This window comes from Staphylococcus sp. GDY8P120P, assembly GCF_017892065.1.
GTDB classification, from domain to species: domain Bacteria; phylum Bacillota; class Bacilli; order Staphylococcales; family Staphylococcaceae; genus Staphylococcus; species Staphylococcus nepalensis.
In genome coordinates this window covers 130,830-151,248 of the sequence record NZ_JAESKI010000008.1, presented here as the reverse complement: position 1 = coordinate 151,248, position 20,419 = coordinate 130,830, and the positions used below count along the sequence as shown (strand labels likewise).

Annotated in this window: 21 protein-coding genes; 20 read left to right on the top strand and 1 reads right to left on the bottom strand. The window is 33.1% G+C overall.

Annotation, left to right across the window (positions count from 1 at the left end):
* Positions 1-128 precede the first annotated feature (128 nt).
* From dnaJ to recO, 14 genes are all read left to right on the top strand, one after another.
* Complete coding sequence (dnaJ, locus tag KA900_RS06875) at positions 129-1,259, top strand: molecular chaperone DnaJ (RefSeq protein WP_096809421.1); 1,131 nt, start codon at positions 129-131, stop codon at positions 1,257-1,259.
* A 3-nt stretch (positions 1,260-1,262) separates the two neighbouring features.
* Complete coding sequence (prmA, locus tag KA900_RS06870; protein WP_210139406.1) at positions 1,263-2,201, top strand: 50S ribosomal protein L11 methyltransferase; 939 nt, start codon at positions 1,263-1,265, stop codon at positions 2,199-2,201.
* 3 nt (positions 2,202-2,204) lie between these two features.
* The gene (locus tag KA900_RS06865; protein ID WP_096809426.1) at positions 2,205-2,957 is read left to right on the top strand and encodes a 16S rRNA (uracil(1498)-N(3))-methyltransferase; all 753 of its coding nucleotides are present in this window, start codon (positions 2,205-2,207) and stop codon (positions 2,955-2,957) included.
* Positions 2,958-2,962: 5 nt separating this feature from the next.
* Positions 2,963-4,312 carry a tRNA (N(6)-L-threonylcarbamoyladenosine(37)-C(2))-methylthiotransferase MtaB gene (mtaB, locus tag KA900_RS06860; protein WP_115342131.1) on the top strand — a complete coding sequence of 450 codons (1,350 nt, stop codon included), beginning with the start codon at positions 2,963-2,965 and terminating at the stop codon, positions 4,310-4,312.
* Positions 4,313-4,759: 447 nt separating this feature from the next.
* Positions 4,760-4,936, top strand: a complete 177-nt coding sequence (rpsU, locus tag KA900_RS06855; protein ID WP_002483157.1) for a 30S ribosomal protein S21 — start codon at positions 4,760-4,762, stop codon at positions 4,934-4,936.
* A gap of 253 nt (positions 4,937-5,189) precedes the next feature.
* Positions 5,190-5,891 carry an NfeD family protein gene (locus KA900_RS06850; RefSeq protein ID WP_096809432.1) on the top strand — a complete coding sequence of 234 codons (702 nt, stop codon included), beginning with the start codon at positions 5,190-5,192 and terminating at the stop codon, positions 5,889-5,891.
* Positions 5,892-5,903: 12 nt separating this feature from the next.
* Entirely contained in the window at positions 5,904-6,887 is a 984-nt protein-coding gene (gene floA / locus KA900_RS06845; RefSeq protein WP_170006877.1) for a flotillin-like protein FloA, read from the top strand.
* Between the two features lie 14 nt (positions 6,888-6,901).
* On the top strand, positions 6,902-7,558 hold the full coding sequence (locus KA900_RS06840; protein WP_103372994.1) for a hypothetical protein: 657 nt from the start codon (positions 6,902-6,904) through the stop codon (positions 7,556-7,558).
* Between the two features lie 470 nt (positions 7,559-8,028).
* Positions 8,029-8,976, top strand: coding sequence for a PhoH family protein (locus KA900_RS06835; protein ID WP_096809439.1), 948 nt, complete (start codon positions 8,029-8,031; stop codon positions 8,974-8,976).
* Positions 8,977-9,438, top strand: coding sequence for an rRNA maturation RNase YbeY (gene ybeY / locus KA900_RS06830; RefSeq protein ID WP_096809440.1), 462 nt, complete (start codon positions 8,977-8,979; stop codon positions 9,436-9,438).
* Positions 9,439-9,446: 8 nt separating this feature from the next.
* Positions 9,447-9,785, top strand: a complete 339-nt coding sequence (locus KA900_RS06825) for a diacylglycerol kinase family protein (RefSeq protein ID WP_096809443.1) — start codon at positions 9,447-9,449, stop codon at positions 9,783-9,785.
* Positions 9,786-9,887: 102 nt separating this feature from the next.
* A complete protein-coding gene (gene cdd / locus KA900_RS06820; RefSeq protein ID WP_107644049.1) occupies positions 9,888-10,292 on the top strand; it encodes a cytidine deaminase in 405 nt (134 codons plus the stop codon).
* Positions 10,292-11,191 (top strand): GTPase Era, encoded by a 900-nt coding sequence (gene era, locus KA900_RS06815; protein WP_096809448.1) that lies wholly within the window; start codon positions 10,292-10,294, stop codon positions 11,189-11,191. The genes cdd and era overlap by 1 nt, the downstream gene beginning before the upstream one ends.
* Positions 11,192-11,212: 21 nt before the next feature.
* Entirely contained in the window at positions 11,213-11,971 is a 759-nt protein-coding gene (gene recO / locus KA900_RS06810) for a DNA repair protein RecO (RefSeq protein ID WP_096809450.1), read from the top strand.
* Positions 11,972-12,164: 193 nt separating this feature from the next.
* On the opposite strand, the gene KA900_RS06805 is transcribed toward recO, so the two are convergent.
* The gene (locus KA900_RS06805; RefSeq protein ID WP_096809453.1) at positions 12,165-13,556 is read right to left on the bottom strand and encodes a glycine--tRNA ligase; all 1,392 of its coding nucleotides are present in this window, start codon (positions 13,554-13,556) and stop codon (positions 12,165-12,167) included.
* Between the two features lie 346 nt (positions 13,557-13,902).
* Between KA900_RS06805 and ccpN the strand changes: the two genes are divergently transcribed.
* The 6 genes from ccpN (at position 13,903) to KA900_RS06775 (ending at position 20,284) form a co-directional block, all read left to right on the top strand.
* On the top strand, positions 13,903-14,526 hold the full coding sequence (ccpN, locus tag KA900_RS06800) for a transcriptional regulator CcpN (protein ID WP_210139422.1): 624 nt from the start codon (positions 13,903-13,905) through the stop codon (positions 14,524-14,526).
* Between the two features lie 14 nt (positions 14,527-14,540).
* The gene (locus KA900_RS06795; RefSeq protein ID WP_103372996.1) at positions 14,541-15,362 is read left to right on the top strand and encodes a pyruvate, water dikinase regulatory protein; all 822 of its coding nucleotides are present in this window, start codon (positions 14,541-14,543) and stop codon (positions 15,360-15,362) included.
* 46 nt (positions 15,363-15,408) lie between these two features.
* Complete coding sequence (gene dnaG, locus KA900_RS06790) at positions 15,409-17,193, top strand: DNA primase (RefSeq protein ID WP_119487997.1); 1,785 nt, start codon at positions 15,409-15,411, stop codon at positions 17,191-17,193.
* A 136-nt stretch (positions 17,194-17,329) separates the two neighbouring features.
* The gene (rpoD, locus tag KA900_RS06785; protein ID WP_096809465.1) at positions 17,330-18,436 is read left to right on the top strand and encodes an RNA polymerase sigma factor RpoD; all 1,107 of its coding nucleotides are present in this window, start codon (positions 17,330-17,332) and stop codon (positions 18,434-18,436) included.
* Positions 18,437-18,502: 66 nt separating this feature from the next.
* On the top strand, positions 18,503-19,180 hold the full coding sequence (locus tag KA900_RS06780; RefSeq protein WP_096809468.1) for a tRNA (adenine(22)-N(1))-methyltransferase: 678 nt from the start codon (positions 18,503-18,505) through the stop codon (positions 19,178-19,180).
* Complete coding sequence (locus tag KA900_RS06775) at positions 19,181-20,284, top strand: Nif3-like dinuclear metal center hexameric protein (protein ID WP_096809471.1); 1,104 nt, start codon at positions 19,181-19,183, stop codon at positions 20,282-20,284. It abuts the gene before it with no gap.
* The last annotated feature ends 135 nt before the right edge of the window (positions 20,285-20,419 follow it).

Below are 20,419 nucleotides of genomic sequence, written 5' to 3'. Positions count from 1 at the left end.
TTAATTGTTATTGATAGTAAAATATGACACAATTGCTTAGCCAAATTAAGTCAAAGTCAATTGAACATTGGCTTTGACTTTTTCCTTTTTAATAAGTGATTTAATAAAATGTAAAAGGAGAGATAAAAGTGGCCAAAAGAGATTATTATGAAGTCTTAGGTGTTAGTAAAGACGCTTCTAAAGATGAAATAAAAAAGGCTTACCGTAAATTATCAAAAAAATATCATCCAGATATTAATAAAGAAGAAGGCGCAGATGCAAAATTCAAGGAAATATCAGAAGCTTATGAAGTTTTAAGTGATGAAAACAAACGTGCCAATTACGACCAATTTGGTCATGACGGACCACAAGGTGGTTTTGGTGGCCAAGGATTTGGCGGTCAAGATTTTGGTGGTTTCGGCGGCGGCTTCGAAGATATATTCAGCTCATTCTTTGGAGGCGGACGTCAACGTGACCCGAATGCTCCTAGAAAAGGTGATGACCTACAGTACACAATGACGGTAACGTTTGAAGAAGCTGTGTTTGGTACAGATAAAGAGATTTCCATACGTAAAGACGTAACTTGTCACACTTGTGATGGCGAAGGTGCTAAACCAGGAACTAAAAAGAAAACATGTCACTATTGTAATGGTTCGGGCCATGTAGCAGTTGAACAAAATACTATTTTAGGTCGAGTGAGAACTGAAAAAGTTTGTCCAGTATGTAGCGGTTCAGGTCAAGAATTTGAAGAACCTTGTCCAACTTGCCATGGTAAAGGAACTGAAAATAAAACAGTTAAAATTAACGTGACTGTACCTGAAGGTGTAGACAATGAGCAACAAATTAGATTAGCTGGCGAAGGTGCACCAGGAGAAAACGGTGGACCGCAAGGTGATTTATACATTGTATTTAGAGTTAAACCTTCAGAAACTTTTGAAAGAGATGGCGATGATATCTATTTCTTACAAAGTATTAGTATCGCGCAAGCAACGCTTGGTGATGAAGTGAAGGTGCCTACATTAAAAGGACATGTTATGTTAGCAATACCTGCTGGTACGCAGTCTGGAAAACAATTCCGTCTTAAAGAAAAAGGTATCAAAAATGTTCATGGTTATGGTTATGGTGACTTGTTCGTTAATGTGAAAGTAGTTACACCAACTAAAATTAATGAACGCCAAAAAGAATTATTACGAGAATTTGCTGAAATTGATGGTGAATCATTAAGTGAACAACCTTCAAATTTTAAAGATAAAGCAAAAAGATTCTTTAAAGGAGAATAAAATATGAACTGGACCGAAATTTCAATCACTGCAAATCATCAAGCAGTACCAATCATTTCCAATATTTTGGAAGAATTCGGATCAAATGGCGTTGTAATTGAAGATTCTCAAGATCTTCAAAATGGACTGACAGACAAATTTGGTGAGATTTATGAATTAAATCCTGAAGATTATCCAGCTAATGGTGTTAGAGTTAAAGCATATTTTAATAAAATTAAATATACTCAAGATTTTGAACATAAATTAATTCGTAAAATAAAAAGTATTGAAGTATTAGATGCTAAATTGTTTGAATATGAACAACAAACGATTCAAGAACATGATTGGGAAAATGAATGGAAAAATTATTTTCACCCATTTCGAGCTTCTGAAAAATTTACAATTGTCCCAAGTTGGGAAACGTACCAAAAAGAAGACGCAAACGAAATGTGTATTGAATTAGACCCTGGAATGGCTTTTGGTACAGGTGATCATCCTACTACAAGTATGTGTCTAAAAGCGATTGAGAAATTTGTTAAACCAGAGGATTCAGTGATTGATGTTGGAACAGGTTCAGGTATATTAAGCATTGCATCTCATTTATTAGGCGTAAAACGTATCAAAGCTTTAGATGTTGATGAAATGGCAATTAAAGTAGCAAAAGAAAATTTTGAAAAAAATCATTGCAAAGCAGCGATTGAGGCTGTGCCGGGAAATTTACTCACAGAAGAAACAGAAAAATTTGATGTCGTTATTGCTAATATTCTAGCTCATATTATTGAAGAAATGATAGAAGATGCTTATAATACGTTAAATAAAGAGGGTTATTTTATAACTTCAGGTATTATTGTTGAGAAACATGAAGCAATTTTAAATCAAATGAAGCGCATAGGTTTTAAAATCAATTCTATTAATCATGACAACGGTTGGGTATGTATCGTTGGACAGAAAGTGAGCGAATAAGCAATGCAGAGATATTTTATTGACCAAAACGCTGATATACATCAGCGTTTTTTTATTACAGATTCAAATGATATTCACCACATCACTAATGTAATGCGATATCAAAAAAATGATAAGATTATAATTACTTTTGCAGATCAAAAAGTTTATAAATGTCAAATTGAAGTGATAGAGCCAAATCGTATTGGGATAAATTTAATTGAAGCAGTTGATATAAATACAGAACTGCCACAACATATAACACTCTGTAGTGGGTTAATTAAGGCTGATAAATATGAATGGATGATCCAAAAATCTACAGAATTAGGAGCAAGTCAATTTATTGCTGTAGGTATGCAAAGGTCAGTTGTAAAACTAAACGATAGTAAAATAACAAAGAAATTAGAACGTTGGCAAAAAATTATAAAAGAGGCTGCTGAACAAAGTTATCGATTAATCATCCCAGAAATAGAGTACAAGTCGAATTTAAAAGAAATCTATGGTATTATTGATGAATATGATTATGTATTGATTGCCTATGAAGAATCTGCTAAGTGTGGGGAATTAAGTAATTTTAAAGCAGTTGTTCAGAGATTTAAACCTGGTGATCGCGTATTAATCATTTTCGGACCAGAAGGTGGTTTTGCTGAAGAAGAAATTAAGTTATTTGAAAATTCAGCATATCAGATTGGTCTTGGTCCTAGAATATTAAGAGCTGAAACAGCACCTTTATATACTTTAAGTGCGGTAAGCTTTCAAAAAGATTTATTGGGGTGATATTTATGTCAACAGTTGCATTTCATACATTAGGTTGTAAAGTGAATCACTATGAGACCGAAGCAATTTGGCAATTATTTAAAGAAGCAGATTACGAACGTGTTGATTTTGAAACAAACGCCGATGTGTTTGTTATTAATACGTGTACTGTAACAAATACGGGTGATAAAAAAAGTAGACAAGTGATTAGACGGGCTATTAGACAAAACCCGGAAGCAGTAGTTTGCGTCACTGGTTGTTACGCACAAACATCTCCTGCAGAAATAATGGAAATTCCTGGTGTAGATGTGGTAGTTGGAACACAAGACCGAACAAAACTGATTGGGTATATTGAAGCATTTAAAAAAGAAAGACAACCGATTAACGGTGTAGGAAACATCATGAAAAATCGTACATATGAAGAGCTAGAAGTACCTTATTTTACGGATAGAACACGAGCATCATTAAAAATACAGGAAGGCTGCAATAACTTCTGTACATTTTGTATTATTCCATGGGCTCGTGGGTTAATGCGTTCAAGAGATCCGGAAAAAGTAATTGAACAAGCAATAAAGCTTGTTGATTCGGGTTACAAAGAAATTGTTTTAACTGGTATTCATACTGGTGGATACGGTCAAGATTTGAAAGATTATAATTTAGCCCAATTATTACGAGACTTAGAAACAGTAAACGGCTTAGAAAGAATTAGAATTTCATCAATTGAAGCTAGTCAGCTAACAGATGAAGTTATCAGTGTAATTGAACGATCAGAAAAGGTTGTTCGTCATCTTCATATACCATTACAATCTGGTTCAGATTCTGTTTTAAAAAGAATGAGAAGAAAGTATACGATGGCGCATTTTTCAGAACGTTTAACGCGTTTACATGAAGCGTTACCTGGATTAGCCGTTACAAGCGATGTTATTGTTGGTTTCCCAGGTGAAACTGAAGAAGAATTCCAAGAAACTTATGATTTTATCGTAGATCATCAATTTTCAGAATTACACGTCTTCCCTTATTCTTCAAGAATCGGCACGCCAGCTGCAAGAATGGATAACCAAGTAGATGAAAATATTAAAAACGAGCGTGTTCATCGTCTAATTAATTTAAGTGATCAGCTTGCTAAGGCTTATGCTTCTAAATTTAACCATGAAGTGCTCGAAGTGATACCAGAAGAAGCTGGTAGCACACCTGGGACGTTGGTAGGCTTTGCAGATAATTATATGAAAGTCGAATTTGAAGGCGACGAATCATTGATTGGCGAACTAGTAAAAGTTAAGATTATTCAACCTGATTATCCAATTAATAAAGGTGAGGTACTTAGAGTAGTGAGCCATGCAACTAATACTACTGAACATGTGGTAACAACATCATAATGGATGAGTGACAGAGAGATATTAAATATTTCTGAATTATTCCTGGATGAGAATGAACTTAAGCCAAGTGTGTGGCTTGTGTTTTGTCTAGTGTGTAAACGCTATTACTCTTTATAGTAGGACTTTATAAGTTTGATATTAGCGCATATTTCCATGTCAATTAATCATTGCCTATGTCATATTTCTGATGGGACACGATTCTGTTTCACTCTCATTTCTACCCTTGTGGCGTATTCATGTGTCTTACATCTAACATGTAAGTTTAATAGTATTTTAAGTATAACTACTGCAAAAGCATGGATTTGCAGTAGTAGTGTAAAATGAATCAAGAAATTGGAATTTTAGTAATTGACCACATTAATCAGATATATTATACTAATAAATACATGGTAATTACCGTGTAATGATTATAAAGTTTCGTTGATATTTGGAGGGAGGGAAATACACATGTCTAAAACAGTAGTCAAAAAGAACGAATCACTTGAAGATGCGTTACGTCGTTTCAAACGTACGGTTTCTAAAAGCGGTACAATTCAAGAAGTACGTAAACGTGAATTTTACGAAAAACCTAGCGTTAAACGTAAAAAGAAATCAGAAGCTGCACGTAAACGTAAATTCAAATAATTAATTGTTTCGTTGACTCCCTCAACACCAACATTAATTATAAACCATAATAGCCTTAGTTGTAGTTTTCAGCTAAGGCTATTATTTTTTTATATTGAAGCTATTTAAAAGCAATTTATTCTAAATTACAATAGAAATTAAACTCCAAACAATTTATTTATAATAATTTGAATTTTATTGTGTAAACGCTATAATCATATATTCATTTCATGTATAATTAAATGGAGAGCGAGGTGATAAATTGATTCCTTCGATGAGTAGCATACATACAAACGTTTCATCCAAACTTGTTGAAAATGGAACTTGGGTAGACAGTATTTCTGATTTTATTGTTAGCCCAATAGGTGCTTTGATATTAACTTGTATTATCTTTTTAGGATTCTTGTACCAATTATACTCAAATAGGATAAATATTGTTGGTATTATATCCACATTAGCGTTATTCATTTTCTTTTTAGGATTCTTTATAAAAGGGGATGTCAATTTCTATTCCGTTGTACTATTTGGTATTGGTGTTATATTTGTAATCATAGAATTATTTGTAGTTGGTGCAATTATTGGAATTATAGGAATGGCACTAATTGTTTTTAGTATTATTACTTTAGGCGACAATTTAGTTTATATGATTGCTAGCGTTGTCGTAGCTTTAATATTATCAATCATAGAATGGGTGATACTTGTGAAGTTTTTCAAACGCAAAATTCCGTTTTTAGATAAAGTTGTATTGAAGGATTCTACAAATGCAGAAGCAGGTTATACATCACACGAAGATCGCTCTCATTTAGTTGGAGAAATTGCAACAACATCAACGGATTTAAGACCAGCAGGAATAATTACTTACAACAATGAGCGTATTGATGCAGTTTCAGATGGTTCTTTTATATTGCGAAATAAAAAAGTGACTATTCTTGAAGTAGAAGGTACACGCGTGGTTGTTAGAGAAATCGAATCATAAAGGAGAATTAGTATGATCGGAGTATTAATTATAGCAGTTATCGTCGTAATTGCATTATTATTATTATTTTCATTTGTACCAGTAGGATTGTGGATTTCAGCAATCGCTGCAGGTGTTAAAGTGGGAATTGGTACATTGGTGGGTATGAGACTACGTAGAGTTTCTCCTCGTAAAGTTATCGCCCCGTTAATCAAAGCGCATAAAGCAGGGTTGAACTTAACAACAAATCAACTTGAATCACACTATTTAGCTGGTGGTAATGTTGATCGTGTAGTTGATGCGAATATCGCAGCTCAAAGGGCGGATATCAATTTACCATTCGAACGTGGCGCAGCTATTGACTTAGCGGGCCGTGATGTTTTAGAAGCAGTTCAAATGTCCGTAAATCCAAAAGTGATTGAAACACCATTTATAGCTGGTGTTGCGATGAATGGTATTGAAGTTAAAGCAAAAGCAAGAATTACTGTGCGTGCTAATATTGCTAGATTAGTTGGTGGTGCTGGTGAAGAAACAATCATCGCACGTGTGGGTGAAGGTATTGTATCGACAATCGGTTCAAGCGAACATCATACACAAGTACTTGAAAATCCAGACAACATCTCTAAAACAGTTTTAAGTAAAGGACTAGATTCTGGTACAGCATTTGAAATTTTATCAATTGACATTGCAGACGTAGATATTAGCAAGAACATTGGTGCAGATTTACAAACTGAACAAGCGCTTGCTGATAAAAATATCGCACAAGCTAAAGCAGAAGAACGTAGAGCAATGGCTGTTGCTCAAGAACAAGAAATGAAAGCGAAAGTTCAAGAAATGCGTTCTAAAGTTGTTGAAGCTGAAGCTGAAGTACCATTAGCTATGGCAGAAGCATTACGTTCAGGAAATCTTGGTGTCAAAGATTATTATAACCTTAAAAATGTAGAAGCAGACACTGGTATGAGAAACTCAATTAACCAACGAACTAAACAAGAAGATGATGAATCACCGGAACAATAAATAGGGGTGATTAAATGAATATAGGTATTATTATCTTTGTAGTATCTGTCATTTTTACAATAATTGGTGCTATTAATGATGATAGTCATAAAAAGCGCAAAAACCAAAAGCCACCAATCAATAAGCAACCTAATCAATCTGAAGCTCAACCTAAGAAACGCGGTTTTCTTGAAGAAATCGGTAAAACTTTTTCAGATCTTGAAAAACAATTAAATGAAGGGCCATTTTCAGAAGAAAAACGTTCGCCACAACAAGACAAACCTGTTGAAACCCGTGCTGAGAAGATGGAAAATCAAACCACCCAACAAGATAGCCCATCGACACAGAACCATAGAGAAACTGAAGCAGATAAATTAAAACGTGAGCAAAAACAACAAGATGACAAAATTCAAAAAGAGCTTGAAGATGAGTTAATGGGTAGAATACAAAATGTGCGTAATGAAATCGATCGTGAAACTGAAAATAAGATACAACGAACTGAGAAACAAGCACGTGCTATTATTTCTGATAAATATTTATCAGAAAGAACAAAACGTTACCGCTTAAAACAATTAATGAATGCCCATTCAGTTCAAAGTTCTGGCACGAATGCCCAGTATAGGTTTGCAGAAGATGAAGTGGTTAATGGTATCATTTGGTCTGAAGTATTGGAAAGACCTAAAAAACTATAGTTTTTCGAATAAACATCTTATAAAGTTAGAAATTTTGACTTTATAAGATGTTTTTACTTTTGCTTTGAATTTTGATTTGAAAATGAGTTGGTATCTTTATACTTGGGTCCATATTTTAGGAACCCTTAAAATGTGTAGTTGTTATCTAAATAAGGAATACATTTATATTCATTTAATGTCAAATCTAGTCCATTTCTCTAGGTGTGTTAAAATGAATGTTTATTTGAAAAATAGATTTATTTGTATGATTACAACCAAAATTTAACAATTACGATTAATTTTTAATTCACTTTAAAATAATATATGAATATTTCATGCTATAATAGCAGTGAAGATACGAAATGGTTTATTTACATGGTTACTTATCAAATATTGTATAACTCATTTCTAGCATAATAATTAATTTTTGTAACTTAAAATCTAATAGGATAAAATAAAAGAAACGAATATATTTGTAAAGGAGTAACTATATGCCTGGAATTATTCAAATAGATGACATCAATGAAGCACAAGCACTCATCGGTAATAACGATGAAAATCTTAAATCAATAGAAGAAGGATTTGATGTCATAGTACATGCTCGAGGACAAGAAATAGCTGTAAGAGGTGAAAAAGTTGAGCATGTAGAACAAGCAGAATCAGTGCTTATCAATTTATTAAAAGTGATACAACAAGGTGTTACTATATCACTCAAAGATGTAGAAGCTGCTGTTAAAATGGCTAAAAACGGCACGGTTCAATACTTATTAGATTTATATGAAGATGAAATTACTAAAGACGCATTCGGCAAAATAATCCGTGCTAAAACAATGGGACAAAGATTATACGTCAATGCCATGTATCATAACGATTTAGTGTTTGGTGTTGGGCCTGCCGGTACAGGTAAAACTTTTTTAGCGGTGGTTTATGCAGCTAAACAATTACGAAAAGGCAATGTTAAACGTATCGTTTTAACGAGACCAGCAGTTGAAGCGGGTGAATCATTAGGCTTCTTACCCGGAGATTTAAAAGAAAAGGTTGATCCTTATTTACGCCCACTTTATGATGGTTTAAATACCGTCTTAGGTCGAGAGCAAACTGCTAGATTTATCGAACGCGGTATTATCGAAATAGCGCCACTAGCTTATATGAGAGGAAGAACACTGGATGATGCGTTTGTCATTTTAGATGAAGCACAAAATACAACGCATGCCCAAATGAAAATGTTCTTAACGAGATTAGGTTTCGGTTCGAAAATGGTAGTTACAGGTGATAAAACACAAATTGATTTACCCAAAGGCGTTAAAAGTGGTCTTAAAGAAGCGATTGCTAAACTTCAAAACGTTAAAGGTTTAAGTATTCATCATTTAGATCAAAGCGATGTTGTCCGTCATCCACTTGTAAGTAAAATAATCGATCGTTATGAGGGAGAAGAGTAAATGTTTACAATAGATTTTAATGACCATACAGGATTAGTTGATAATAGTTGGTTCGAGCAAATTGATAAACTACTCACATTTGCAAAAGAACAAGAAGGCATAGATAGTGAAGCAGAGTTATCTGTAACTTTTGTAGATAAAGAAGAAATTCAACAAATGAATAAAATGTATCGTGATAAAGATAAAGTAACAGATGTGATTTCATTTGCATTAGAAGAAGAAGAACCTGAAATCATCGGCTTAGATATTCCACGTGTTTTGGGTGACATTATCATATGTACAGATGTCGCACGAGAACAAGCAGAGACATTCGGGCATTCTTTTGATAGAGAACTTGGTTTCCTTGCACTTCACGGATTTCTTCATTTATTAGGTTACGATCATATGACTGAAACTGATGAGAAGCAAATGTTCGGTCGTCAAGATGAAATCTTAAATGCATATGGTTTACCAAGAGAATAGAGGCAGTTATGAAACGATTCAATTATGCTTTTCAAGGATTATTTGTACTCTTTAGTAAAGATAGTAAATTTTTAATCCATTCTATATTTGCGATTATTGCAATTATATTAGGACTTATATTAGGTATAACCGCTATTGAATGGCTTTTGATTATTATTGCTATTGGTTTAGTGTTAGCATTTGAAGCAATGAATACTGCAGTCGAATTTGTAGTAGATTTAATTACAAAGGATTATCATGAATTAGCCAAAAAAGCTAAAGATACAGCAGCTTCTAGTGTAGTACTTGCTTCGATTGTAGCGTTAGCAATTGGGGTTATTGTTTTTTTACCATATTTAATAAAATAAGTAGTGCATTTTTTGCAATTTGTATATACTAAGATAGCATTAAATTTAAATGGTTTTAATAACTATTAAAAAAAATTAAGCTTTGAATAGGAGAGATGAACTATGGCTTACCAACCTCATTATTATACTGAAGTAAGAAAAGCACAAGAGAATGCATATGCCCCATATAGTCAATTTAAAGTTGGCGCATATTTGATTACAAAAGACGGTAAAACATACCGCGGTGGGAATGTAGAGAACGCTGCCTATCCTTTAGGTATTTGTGCAGAAAGATCAAGTCTTGTTGCGGCAATTGCAGATGGATATCGTCCTGGTGATTTTGAATCTATCACGGTAACAGTGGATGCTGATGAACCTTCTTCCCCTTGTGGTGCCTGCAGGCAAGTATTAAAGGAACTTTGTGATGACGATATGCCAGTTTATATGACGAATCATAAAGAGGATATGATTCAATCAACAGTAAGTGATTTACTACCATTAGGATTTTCTGGAAAGGATTTAAATTAATGACAGAACATAAATCAGGATTTGTAACAATAATAGGTAGACCCAATGTAGGAAAGTCTACATTCGTCAATCGTGTTATCGGACATAAAATTGCAATCATGTCTGATAAAGCACAAACGACAAGAAATAAAATACAAGGTGTTATGACTCAAGAAGATGCGCAAATTATTTTCTTAGACACACCTGGCATACACAAACCGAAACATAAATTAGGCGATTATATGATGCGTGTTGCTACCAATACACTATCAGAAATTGATGCCATTATGTTTATGGTCAACGTCAATGAAGATATTGGCCGTGGCGATGAATATATTATGGAAATGTTGAAGACAGTTAAAACCCCTGTGTTTTTAGTATTAAATAAAATTGATTTAGTACACCCAGATGAACTCATGCCTAAAATTGAGAAGTATAAAAAACATATGGATTTCACTGAAGTCGTGCCTATTTCAGCATTAGAAGGTCTCAATGTAGAACATTTTATTGACGTAATTAAATCTTATTTACCTGCTGGGCCTAAATACTATCCAGATGATCAGATATCTGATCATCCTGAACAATTTGTAGTAAGTGAGTTAATACGTGAGAAAATATTACATCTTACAAGTGAAGAAATTCCGCATGCTATCGGAGTAAATGTTGACCGCATGATTAAAGAAGATGAAGATCGAGTAAGAATTGAAGCTACTATTTTTGTTGAACGTGACTCACAAAAAGGTATTGTCATAGGTAAAGGTGGCAAAAAACTTAAAGAAGTAGGTAAACGCGCACGTCAAGATATTGAAAGATTGCTAGGTTCAAAAGTTTATTTAGAACTGTGGGTAAAAGTTCAAAGAGATTGGCGTAATAAAGTTAATTTTATTCGTCAAATGGGTTATTTAGAAGATCAAGATTAATTCGGGAGTCGGTGAGCTAATGTGTTAATCAAACAAAAAGGTATCATTATAAAAACAGTTGATTATGGCGAATCCGATAAAATTATCACAATTTTAAATGAATACGGTGCAAAAGTCCCACTAATGGTACGTCGCGCAAAAAAAAGCAAGAGTGGTTTACAAGCTAATACACAATTATTTGTATTTGGCTTGTTTATTTATTCTAAATGGAAAGGTATGGGGACTTTAAGTTCTGTGGATGTTATTGAACAAAATTATCATCTACGCTTAGATATTTATGAAAGTAGCTATGCTAGCCTATGTGCTGAAACCATAGATCGTTCAATTGAAAATGATGAAATATCTCAATTTAGCTATAAACTACTACATTTTGTACTAGATAAAATTAAAGATGGTGTGTCTGCGCAATTGATGTCAGTTGTCGTACTTATCAAGTGTATGACAACATTTGGATTTAATGCAGTTTTTAATCAATGTGTCATTACTGGAGATCGTGATCAATCTAAGTTGATTGGCTATAGCTTTAAATTTGATGGCGCGATATCAAATCATGCAAAATATCAAGACACGAACGCTTTAATACTTTCTAATAAAACACTTTACTTATTAGATATTTTACAAAAATTACCTATAAGTAAAATGAATGCATTGACAATTCATCACGATATTGTAGATGAGATGTCACAATTGATGATTATGTTATATAGTGAGTATGCTGGTATGTATTTTAAAAGTCAAAAGCTTATTAACCAATTGCGAAGATTAGATAACCCAAATTAAATACAAAAACAGGATAGAAAAAGCATTTTTTAAATGATTTCTATCCTGTACTGACAACGCAAATACTATTAATGACTACGTAAGTTTGATTCATCCAGTCCTATGCCATATTTAAAGCCGAGACATTATATATGTCTCGGCTTTTTTGCTAATTAAACTAAAATGAGTGAATTAGCGTTTATATTGTAAAGCATTAAAATTTAACTTTTTCAGCTAAGAAACTTTCTAATTCAGCAATTGGCATACGTACTTGTTCCATTGTATCTCTATCACGTACAGTTACTTGTTGGTCTTCTAATGAATCAAAGTCAAAAGTAATACAATACGGTGTACCAATCTCGTCTTGACGACGATAACGTTTACCAATGGATTGTGACTCATCAAAATCAATTGAGAAGTTTGCACTTAATTGTTCAAATATTTTAATTGCATCACCTGATAGTTTTTTGCTTAAAGGTAATACTGCCGCTTTATAAGGTGCTAACGCAGGGTGGAAATGTAATACAGTTCTTGAATCTTTACTGCCTTCAACACCTTCTTCTGCATAAGCATCACAAAGGAATGCTAGAGTTACACGATCAGCGCCAAGCGAAGGTTCGATACAGTATGGTAAATATTTTTCACCAGTCTCTTGATCATGATACTGGAAGTCTTCACCAGAATGCTCACTATGTTGTTTCAAATCATAATCTGTACGGCTTGCAATACCCCAGAGTTCTCCCCAACCAAATGGGAAACGGTATTCAATATCAGTTGTGGCATTTGAATAGTGAGATAATTCGTCTGCATCATGATCACGTAAACGTGTTGCTTCTTCACTTAAGTTTAAATCTTTTAACCATTGACTAGCAAAAGTTTTCCAGTAATTTTGCCATTCGATTTCTTCACCTGGTTTACAGAAAAATTCTAATTCCATCTGCTCAAATTCGCGTGTTCTAAAGATAAAGTTACCTGGTGTAATTTCGTTACGGAAGGATTTACCAACTTGACCAATACCAAATGGTAATTTTTTACGCATCGTACGTTGTACATTTTTGTAATTTACGAAAATACCTTGTGCAGTTTCAGGACGTAAGAAAATTTCATTCGTTGAATCTTCTGTAACGCCTTGGAAAGTTTTAAACATTAAATTAAATTGACGAATATCTGTCCAATTAGCAGTTCCACTTACAGGACACACGATGCCTTCTTCATCGATAATACGTTTCATTTCATCAAAACTTAAACCATCAGCTACAAAATTTTCATCACCTTTTTCATTAGCCATGTAATCTTCAATGATTTTATCGGCACGGTAACGAATTTTACTGTCTTTGTTATCAATCATTGGATCGTTAAAGTTACCTAAATGGCCAGAAGCTTCCCAAGTTTTAGGATTCATAAGAATTGCGGCGTCAATCCCAACGTTGTACGGTGATTGCGTAATAAATTTTTGCCACCATGCTTTTTTAATATTATTTTTTAATTCAACACCTAATGGGCCGTAATCCCATGTATTTGATAAACCACCATAAATATCACTACCTGGGAATACAAACCCCCTGTGTTTTGCTAACTGTACTATTGTTTCCATATCTTTTGCCATAAAAAATACACTCCTTTTAACATAAAAACGCCCCAAGACAAAGAAAAAGCTTAAAAAACTTAATCAATGTCTTGGGACGAGTTAATCATTTTTAATCACATATGTAATATGTGTTTTTTTAATAAATCATTATTAACCCGCGGTTCCACCCAAATTAGTGTGTGCACTCGCTTTTGAAAGTCATTTAAAATTGTAGCCAATAATTTTGTTAAGCTCTCACCAACCTTAACTCGCTTTAAATACAATTTTAATGTATTGGTTGATTATTAGCAAGTAAATATATGTATTTGTAGCAATTTATGATTCAATGTATAATTATAGGTAATGAGTGAAGGGGTGAAGTCTTATAGAACTGAGTAAAAGACAACAACAAATCGTTGAAATTGTCAAAAATAATGGACCTATTACTGGTGAACATATAGCGGAACAACTAAGTCTTACTAGAGCAACACTGAGACCAGATTTAGCTATACTTACAATGTCTGGCATTTTAGAAGCGCGCCCACGTGTAGGCTACTACTATTCTGGAAAACCCAAGAATAAATTAATCGCTGATCAATTAAAACAATCTATTGTTAAAGATTACGCGTCACACCCTGTAGTAGTAAAAAACGAGATGTCAGTTTACGATGCGATTTGCACAATCTTCTTAGAAGATGTTAGTACATTATTTGTCATAAATGATAATGGAGATTTTATGGGGGTGTGTTCGCGTAAAGATTTATTACGTGCTTCGATGATAGGTAAAGATATACATACCATGCCTGTAGATATTATCATGACACGCATGCCTAATTTAAGTTTTGTCCTTGAAGACGAGCGAGTGATATTCGCAGCAAACTTGATGATTGAAAAAGAAATTGATTCCTTACCAATTGTTATTAAAAAAGAAAACGGCAAGTATGAAGTGAAAGGACGTATCTCTAAAACAACGATCACAAAAATTTTTGTATCTTTACTAAATGAATAGGTGGTATGAATTAAATGGAAAATATTAAAATTATTGTTGCTTCTGATTCAGTAGGTGAAACTGCTGAACTAGTAGCAAGAGCCTGTATTTCACAATTTAATCCAAATCAATGTGAAAGTGAAATTAACAGATATCCATATATAGAAGCTTTAGAAAATGTCGATGAAGTCATTTCAGTCGCTAAAGATACTGAAGCGATAGTGGTTTATACACTAGTTAAACCAGAAATAAGGAAATATATGGAATCAAAAATTAAAGAATTTCAAATTAAATCGGTTGATATTATGGGACCTTTAATGAATATATTATTAGATAAAATAGATGAACAACCCTATTTTGAACCAGGACTTGTTCATCAATTAGATGAGGCTTATTTTAAAAAAATTGATGCAATTGAATTTGCAGTAAAATATGATGACGGAAAAGATCCTAAAGGTTTGTCTAAAGCCGATATTGTACTATTAGGTATATCTCGAACTTCAAAAACGCCATTATCACAATATCTAGCTCACAAAAGTTATAAAGTGATGAATATTCCAATTGTCCCTGAAGTGACGCCTCCAGATGATTTATTTAATATTGATGCTTCAAAGTGTATCGCTTTAAAAATTAGTGAAGACAAGTTAAACCGCATTCGTAAAGAACGGTTAAAGCAACTCGGGCTAGGCGATAGTGCGAGATACGCAACAGAACAAAGAATTGAAGAAGAATTAAATTATTTTCATGAATTAGTTGAAAAAATTGGTTGTCCAGTCATAGATGTTTCTGATAAAGCTATCGAAGAAACTGCTAACGATATTATAAGCATCATTGAGCAAAATAGTTTCTTAAATTAGCCAAAACTAATATAATGTTATAACTACTGTCTAATAGGTGATAATTTTGCGAATTGAACAAGCAACGATTAATGAAATAAAAGATAAAACGGATATACTTGACTTGGTAAGTGAATATGTCAAATTAGAAAAAAGAGGGCGCAATTATATTGGTTTGTGTCCTTTTCATGATGAAAAAACACCTTCATTTACTGTTTCTGAAGATAAACAAATATGCCATTGTTTTGGCTGTAAAAAAGGTGGGAATGTTTTCCAATTTACGCAAGAAATCAAAGATGTTTCTTTTACTGAAGCGGTAAAGTTACTAGGTGAACGCGTCAATATTGAAATTGAAACGCCACAGCAATCTGCTGGTCAAAATGCAAATCACCAAATTGCTTCAGAAGATTTACAAATGATTGAAATGCATGAATTAATGCAAGAATATTATCACTATGCATTAAAAAAAACAGTTGAGGGTGAAGCGGCTTTAACCTATTTAAAAGAGCGTGGTTTCACTGATGAGCTCATAGATGGACGAAAAATAGGGTATGCCCCAAACAATGCTCACTTTTGTCATGATTTTTTACAGAAAAAAGGATACGATATTCAGTTAGCTTATGAAGCTGGTTTACTTTCAAGAAATGAAGAAAACTTTAGTTATTATGATCGGTTTAGAGATAGAATTATGTTTCCATTAACAAATGCACAAGGACGAACTGTTGGTTATTCTGGTCGGACTTATACAGATCAAGAACCTAAATACCTTAATAGCCCAGAAACACCTATATTTCAAAAAAGAAGATTACTATACAACGTTGATCATGCTAGAAAAGCCATTCGAAAAAATGATGAAATTATTTTACTAGAAGGGTTTATGGACGTTATAAAAGCGGATTACGCAGGTTTAAAACAAGTAGTGGCTAGTATGGGAACACAGATTTCTCAAGAGCATATAGCGTTTATGAAAAAACTAACCTCTAATGTGACGCTGATGTTTGATGGTGATTTTGCTGGTAGTGAAGCTACTTTGAAATCCGGTCAAATTTTGTTACAGCAAGGGTTAAATGTGTTTGTTGTACAATTACCAAAAAACATGGATCCAGATGAATACATTGGTAAACACGGTGCCGATGCTTTTAACTATTACGTCGAACATGAAAAAAAAGCATTTATACTATATAAAGTGCATATGCACCAAGAGGAAATAGAAAATAATGATTTAGCTTACGAGAAATATTTAAAAGAAATTACGCATGACATTTCTTTGATGCAGTCATCTATTTTACGCAAAAAGATATTGCAAGACGTATCAGAATTGTTTAAAGTAAGCATGGATAGTTTAAATATTGAAATAGGACAACGACAAGATTATTATCAACCACAGTCTTACCAAACGCCTAGTGTCCCGCAATTCACTAATTTAAATAAACAAGAAAAAGCAGAGCGCGCTTTATTAAAACATTTTATGAATGATAAAGACACTTTTTTAAATTATCATAAATTACTTTACTCAGAAGACTTTACAAATCATTATTTTAAGCGTATATTTAATGTTTTACATGAGTTTTATTCTGGGAACGATACGTTCAATATTAGTGACGTTTTACAATATATCGATAATAATGAAATTAAAGAAGCATTTATATCATTGGATAATTATATGATAAATGAAGAACCTTACGAACATGAAATCGATGATTATTTAAACATGCTAATAACAAATAGAAACGAAGAAACGATTGAATCGCTTAATCATAAGCTACGGGAGGCTTCTAGATTAGGTGATTTAGAGTTGCAAAAATATTACCTAGAAAAAATTGTAGACTATAATAAAAATAGAATGAATTAACTTAACAATGAATATATCTGTATATTATTGGGTTTAACAACTTGCATAAATCGTATAGATAGTGGGTAGATAATAATAAGTTCATCTATCAAAATATCACGATGCTAAGTTGATATTATATTCGGGAGGCCTTTTCATGTCTGGAAATAAAGTTACACTTAAAAAGCAAACCATTGACCCATCTCTAACTTTAGAAGATGTAAAAAAACGATTAATTGAAAAAGGTAAAAAAGAAGGGCATCTAAGCCACGAAGAAATTGCAGAGAAATTACAAAATTTCGAGATGGATTCTGATCAAATGGATGAACTATTTGACCAATTAACTGATAATGATATCAGTTTAGTAAATGAGAAAGATAGTTCAGATAAAGATTCGAAGTTGAACCCTAATGATTTAAGTGCACCTCCAGGTGTTAAAATTAATGACCCTGTACGTATGTATCTTAAAGAAATTGGACGCGTTGATTTATTAAACGCACAAGAAGAAATTGAATTGGCTAAAAGAATTGAACAAGGTGATGAAGTTGCTAAGTCTAGATTGGCAGAAGCAAACTTACGTCTAGTTGTAAGTATAGCTAAAAGATATGTTGGACGTGGCATGCTTTTCTTAGATTTAATCCAAGAAGGTAATATGGGATTAATTAAAGCGGTAGAAAAATTCGATTTCAATAAAGGATTTAAATTTTCAACTTACGCAACTTGGTGGATACGTCAAGCAATCACACGTGCTATAGCTGACCAAGCTCGTACGATTCGTATTCCAGTGCATATGGTAGAAACGATCAATAAATTAATTCGTGTCCAAAGACAATTATTACAAGATTTAGGACGTGATCCAGCACCAGAAGAAATTGGTGAAGAAATGGATTTACCACCTGAAAAAGTAAGAGAAATATTAAAAATAGCTCAAGAGCCTGTTTCATTAGAAACCCCAATTGGCGAAGAAGACGATAGTCATTTAGGTGATTTTATAGAAGATCAAGAAGCTCAAAGCCCTTCAGATCATGCTGCTTACGAATTATTAAAAGAACAATTGGAAGACGTTTTAGATACATTAACTGATAGAGAAGAAAATGTATTACGTTTACGTTTTGGCCTTGATGATGGTAGAACGCGTACTTTAGAAGAAGTAGGTAAAGTTTTTGGTGTTACAAGAGAACGAATTCGTCAGATAGAAGCCAAAGCATTAAGAAAATTAAGACACCCAAGTAGAAGTAAACGTCTAAAAGACTTTATGGATTAATTTTTCAGCTCTTTTGTACCTTGATGTGCAAAAGAGCTTTTTACATATATATAGAGGAGCGCTTTTATGGTTACATTAAATCAAAGATTAAAAAAAGTGAGTACTTATATAACAGGAGAAACATTAGCAGATATCGGCTCAGACCACGCTTATCTACCTATTTATGCTCTTGAAAATAATTTGGTTAAAAAAGCAATTGCAGGAGAAGTAATAAAGGGGCCATTTGAAGCTTCAGTAAAAAATGTCATAGAGCATAAATTAAGTCCCTACATCGATGTTAGACTTGGTGATGGCTTATCAGTGCTAAACCCTAACGAGCAGATTAATTGTGTTACAATTTGTGGCATGGGCGGCCCCTTAATAGCAAAAATCATTAAAAATGGACAAGCAAAATTGACCTCTCACCCGAGACTTATTTTACAAAGTAATATACAGTCAAGTGCGATCAGGCGCTTGCTCATACACATGAATTATGTAATTGTGGAAGAAGCCATTTTAGAAGAAAAAGGTCATATTTATGAAATTATTGTTGCTGATTATTCTGAAACTAAACAGAAACTTTCAGAGTCAGAGATAAAATTCGGCCCAATACTTTTGAAAAATAAGACCGACTTATTCTTCAAAAAATGGGAACATGAATGCGCGTCGCTTAATAAAATTAAAAGCCATCTCGATCATCATAAACATAATAATCGATTAATAGAAATTAACAATGAAATCAACTTAATTAATGAGGTGTTGTAAATGAATGTTAAAAAGTTACTTCAAGTTATAAATCAAAACGCACCCTTGAAAACAGCAGAATCATGGGATAACGTAGGATTACTAATTGGTGATGAATTTTCTGAAATAACTGGAATCTTAACAGCGTTAGATTGTACCGATGAAGTTGTAGATGAGGCAATCAACCATAATTATAATACGATTATCTGCCATCATCCCCTTATTTTTAAAGGAATAAAAAATATTATTGATCAAGATGGTTATGGAGCTATATTACGTAAATTAATAAAAAATGATATTAATTTAATCGCCTTACATACCAATTTAGATGTTTATTCCAAAGGCGTTAACGCAATGTTAGCAGATAAACTTCAACTAAATCATCAACGTGTTTTAAATCCAGAAACTTTAAATTACTATAAAGTACAAGTTTTTATCCCTGAATCGAATCTTAAATCATTTAAAGAAACTTTAAGTGATGCTGGTTTAGCTCAAGAAGGAAATTATGCATATTGTTTCTTCGAAAGCCTAGGCAACGGGCAATTTAAACCCACAGGTGATGCTAAGCCACATATTGGTTCAATAGATAAAATTGAAGAAGTTAATGAATTTAAATTAGAATTTATGATAGAAGCGCATCAAAGAGTACTTGCTGAGCAATTAATTATTGAAAACCATCCTTATGAAACACCTGTCTTTGATTTTATAAAATTAGAAAAGCAAGCAGATTATGGTTTGGGAATGATGGGTAAACTTAACACAGAAATGAACGTCCGTGATTTCGTGAATCATGTGAAAACAAAGTTAGCCATGCCTAGCGTTAGATTTATTGGAAATTTAGAAGATACAATTAAAACAGTTGCAATTATTGGCGGTTCTGGAATTGGATTTGAATACAATGCAGCACAACAAGGCGCAGATATATTTATTACTGGAGATATTAAACACCATGATGCGCTAGACGCAAAAATCGCCGGCATCAATTTATTAGATATTAATCATTATAGTGAATATGTAATGAAAGATGGTTTAAGCCAATTATTGCAAGATTGGCTTAAATTTAGCCACGTTTCATTTGGAATTAAGCCATCTAAATTAAACACTGACCCTTTTGATTATTTCTAGCTTAACATTTATATAAAAATTATTTTTTGTATAAATTGTAGGCGAGTTGATTTTCCTTATATTAATATTTTTGTGAAAATAGTTTGGCACAAGCGCTTTACCATTCTAGTTTTCTACTACCAATATGAAATACAA